Source organism: Cellulosimicrobium cellulans, from assembly GCF_006539945.1.
Lineage (GTDB): Bacteria > Actinomycetota > Actinomycetes > Actinomycetales > Cellulomonadaceae > Cellulosimicrobium > Cellulosimicrobium cellulans.
In genome coordinates this window covers 1-3610 of sequence record NZ_BJNZ01000051.1, presented here as the reverse complement: position 1 = coordinate 3610, position 3610 = coordinate 1, and the positions used below count along the sequence as shown (strand labels likewise).

The window sequence follows — 3610 nt, the reverse complement described above, 5'->3', positions numbered from 1 at the left end:
AGGTCGTTCTCGACGCGGGGTGGAGGCGTGTTCGGCGCGAGGGGGTGTGGGGTCGGGGGCCGGGGGGTGGAGGGCCGGGGGGGTGGGGGGCCGGGGGGGGGGGGGGTGGTCAGGCGTGGACGACGTTCGCGAGGATGCCGTGGTTCGTCAGGCGTGAGCCGATCGCCTGGTCGACCTCGGAGAACGCCTTGTTCGAGCGCGCGACGCCGACCGCGCCGGCCATGGCGCCGTGCCCGGTCGGGCGGTCGATGCGGGCGACGAGCTGGTCGCCGTGGAGCATGAAGTCGACCGTGAAGACGAGGTGCTGCGCCTTGCCGGCGAACGCGCCGAGCCAGAACGTCTTCTGCTTGCTCCCGCGCTCGGCGGCCCACTGACCCGTGGGGCGCGTCGTGACGGCGAAGCCCTGCTCCTGGAGCGCGGCGTGCAGGTGCTGCTTGGCGACCTCGGGGTCGCCGGACAGGAAGTAGTCGACCGTGGCCATGATGGCTCCTCGTGCGTCGTGGTGGCGGGGTGCGGTGGCTGGCCCGCCGACGGGCGGGCGGACGGCCTCCGGGATGCTACCGCCGTCCGCCCGGCCATCGGGCGATCGTCTTGAGAATCGTTCTCATGGAGCGCTAGGCTGGGCGCACCACCCACCGGAAGGACCTCCCATGGCCGTGCCCAAGCGCAAGCTCTCCCGCTCCAACACCCGTGCCCGCCGCTCGCAGTGGAAGGCGCAGGTGCCGGAGCTCGTGACCGTCGTCGTCGACGGGCGCGAGCTCACCCTCCCGCGCCGACTCGTCGCGGGCGTGCGCCGCGGATACGTGACGCTCCCCGAGTGAGGAGCGCGGTGCCCGACGGCGCGTGCCACCACGCGCCGTCGGCCCGCCGTGGCAGCATCCTCGGGTGAGCGAGCCGAGCCCCGACCTGACGTCCGGCCCCGTCCCGGGACGCCGGGAGCGCCGCGAGCAGCCCGGGCGGTCGCGCACCGACCCGCACGGGCACGGCCACGCGCACGGCCCGGCGGCTCCGGCGACGCGGCGCGTGCGCCTCACGCTCGCGGCGCTCCTCGTCCCGGCCCTGCTCGCGACGCTCGCCGGGCTGGTCGCGCTGTGGCCGGCGTCGGCCGACGTGCCGGACCGCATCCCCGTCGCGGCCGAGGGCAGCACGGTCCTGCGCGCCACCGTCACCGGGCCGATCGACCCCGAGACGGGCGAGGTGCCCGCCCGCCTGGACGCGGGGTCCCGCGCGGGCGGCGAGGACGTGGGCGGCGACGCGATCACGGTCAACGCCCCGCCCGAGTACGTCGCCTACGGGTTCGACGAGGGCGACCGGCTCCGCGTCCTCTACATCGCCGAGGCGGTCGGGGCGGGCGTGAGCCCGTACGTGTTCATGGACTTCGAGCGCGGGCTGCCCATCGGGGTGCTCGCGATCGCGTACGCCGTGGTCGTGCTGGCCGTCGCGCGCTGGCGCGGCCTCGCCGCGCTCGCGGGGCTCGCGGGCGCGTTCGTCGTCATCACGTGGTTCACGCTGCCCGCGCTGCTCACGGGGCAGAACGCGTTGGGCGTCGCGCTCGTGACGTCCTCGCTCGTCATGTTCGTCGTGCTGTACGTCGCGCACGGGTTCACCGCGCGGACGTCGACGGCGCTGCTCGGCACGCTCGTCGGGCTCGCCATCACGGCGCTGCTCGGGTGGTGGGGCTCGGGCGCGTCGAACATCACGGGGCTCACCTCGGAGGAGTCGCTGTGGATCCCGCAGTACGCGCCCTCGCTCGACATCCAGGGCGTCGTGCTGTGCGGCATCGTGCTCGCCGGCATGGGCGTGCTCAACGACGTGACCATCACCCAGGCGTCGGCGGTGTGGGAGCTGCGGGCGGTCGCGCCGCTCGCGACCCGGCGCGAGCTGTTCGCGCGCGCGATGCGCATCGGGCGCGACCACATCGCCTCGACCGTCTACACCATCGCGTTCGCCTACGTCGGCGCGGCCCTGCCGCTGCTCATGGCGGTCTACCTCTCCGACCAGAACCTCGCTACGAGCCTCACCTCGGGAGAGATCGCGGAGGAGGTCGTGCGCACGCTCGTCGGGTCGATCGGCCTCGTCCTCGCGATCCCGGTCACGACGGCCATCGCGGCGCTCACCGTGCCCGGCACCGCGTCGGTGGCGTCCGTCCCCGTGGGTAGGGTCGAGGTCCCCGCGGCGTGACGTCGCAGCGGGCGACGACGAGAGGACGACGAGGGTGACGAGCGTGCGGGACGGCGGAGACGTGGCGGTGCTGGGGCCCGGCGGGGTCGGCGGGCTGGTCGGTGCGCTGCTCGCGCGGTCCGGGGCCGACGTGACGTTCCTCGCGGGGGAGGCCACGGCGGCGGCCCTGACCGAGCGCGGGGTGCACGTGCACAGCGCCCAGGTGGGCGAGGTGCACGTGCCCGCGCGGGCGGCCACGCGGCTCGACGCGCCGGTCGACGTCGTCCTCGTGGCGGTCAAGCAGACGGCGCTCGACGAGGCGCTCGACCGCGTCCCGCCCGCGGTGCTCGGCGACGGCGTCGTCGTCCCGTTCCTCAACGGGCTCGACCACCTCGACGTGCTGCGCGCGCGGTACGGGACCGAGCGCGTGCTCCCCGCGACGATCCGCGTCGAGTCGACGCGCGTCGCGCCGGGCGAGATCGAGCACACGAGCGCGTTCACCGACGTCGACCTCGCGCCCGGCGGCGTCCCGCCCGAGCGGGTGGAGGCCGTGCGCACGCTCCTGGACCGTGCCGGCATCTCGACCACGGTCCACCCCGACGAGACGGCGCTCCTGTGGGCCAAGCTCGGCTTCCTCGCGCCGTTCGCCCTGCTCACGACGACGCACCGCGCCCCGATCGGCGAGGTGCGGACCACGCACCGCGCCGAGCTCGAGGCGCTCGTGCGCGAGGTCGCGGCGGTCGCGGCGGCGAGCGGGGCACCCTCCGACCCCGAGCGCACGCTCGCGTTCTACGACCGCTTCGCACCCGAGGCCAAGTCGTCCATGCTGCGCGACGCCGAGGCCGGGCGGCCGCTCGAGGTGGACGCCATCGGCGGTGCGATCGTCCGTGCCGCCGACCGCGCGGGCATGGACGCGCCGCTCACCCGCGCGCTCGTCGCCGGCCTCGGCGGCTGACGGCCGGACGACGCCTCGGGACCGCGCCCGCCGGGACCCTTCACCGGACCGCCACGCGACCCCCTGTGGACGCGTCCCCAGGAGGCTCACAGGTTCGCCAGGATGTCCGTCATGAGAGAGCCGTGGGTCGACGTCGCGCTGGCGCGGCTGCCCGAGACGCGTTCCTGCCCCGCGTGCGCCGCGACGCTGCGGTCGTCCCGCTGCGACCGGTGCCTGCTCGACCTCACCGGCCCGCTCGCGTTCGAGGTCGCCGCGGCGTCGAGCGACGCGGCCGACGCGCTCTCGCGTCGCCAGGTCGCGCTCGACGCCCTGCGTGCGAGCCAGCCCGAGGCCGCGGCGTGGGCGGCCCGCACGGCGGTCGCGGCGCCGCCCGGCGCGCGCCCGGTCCCCGGCCCGCCGCGAGCGATGCGCCCGCTCGACGCGACCGGCCGCGGTCCGGCGGGTCCGCGCCAGCCCACCGTCGCGCCGGGGTCCGGGACCGTGCCCGCGCCCGGG

4 protein-coding genes and 1 pseudogene are annotated in these 3610 nt (G+C 76.1%); 4 read left to right on the top strand and 1 reads right to left on the bottom strand.

Going from position 1 to position 3610, the window contains the following annotated elements:
- Positions 1 to 109 precede the first annotated feature (109 nt).
- Positions 110 to 481: a hypothetical protein gene (locus tag CCE02nite_RS20620; protein WP_170227396.1), complete on the bottom strand. Its 372-nt coding sequence runs from the start codon at positions 479 to 481 to the stop codon at positions 110 to 112.
- 169 nt (positions 482 to 650) lie between these two features.
- Between CCE02nite_RS20620 and rpmF the strand changes: the two genes are divergently transcribed.
- The 4 genes and pseudogenes from rpmF to CCE02nite_RS20205 all read left to right on the top strand — a co-directional run.
- Positions 651 to 821, top strand: coding sequence for a 50S ribosomal protein L32 (gene rpmF, locus CCE02nite_RS20220; RefSeq protein WP_047231794.1), 171 nt, complete (start codon positions 651 to 653; stop codon positions 819 to 821).
- Positions 822 to 885: 64 nt separating this feature from the next.
- Positions 886 to 2181: a YibE/F family protein gene (locus CCE02nite_RS20215; protein WP_255319003.1), complete on the top strand. Its 1296-nt coding sequence runs from the start codon at positions 886 to 888 to the stop codon at positions 2179 to 2181.
- Between the two features lie 43 nt (positions 2182 to 2224).
- Entirely contained in the window at positions 2225 to 3115 is an 891-nt protein-coding gene (locus CCE02nite_RS20210) for a ketopantoate reductase family protein (protein WP_218027181.1), read from the top strand.
- A 111-nt stretch (positions 3116 to 3226) separates the two neighbouring features.
- A pseudogene (locus tag CCE02nite_RS20205) lies at positions 3227 to 3610 on the top strand (hypothetical protein); the annotation flags it as partial.

What these genes read in the sequence shown, in the direction of transcription:
- CCE02nite_RS20620 (WP_170227396.1), bottom strand. Translation starts at nt 481, where the DNA reads ATGGCCACGGTCGACTACTTCCTGTCCGGCGACCCCGAGGTCGCCAAG.
- rpmF (WP_047231794.1), top strand. Translation starts at nt 651, where the DNA reads ATGGCCGTGCCCAAGCGCAAGCTCTCCCGCTCCAACACCCGTGCCCGC.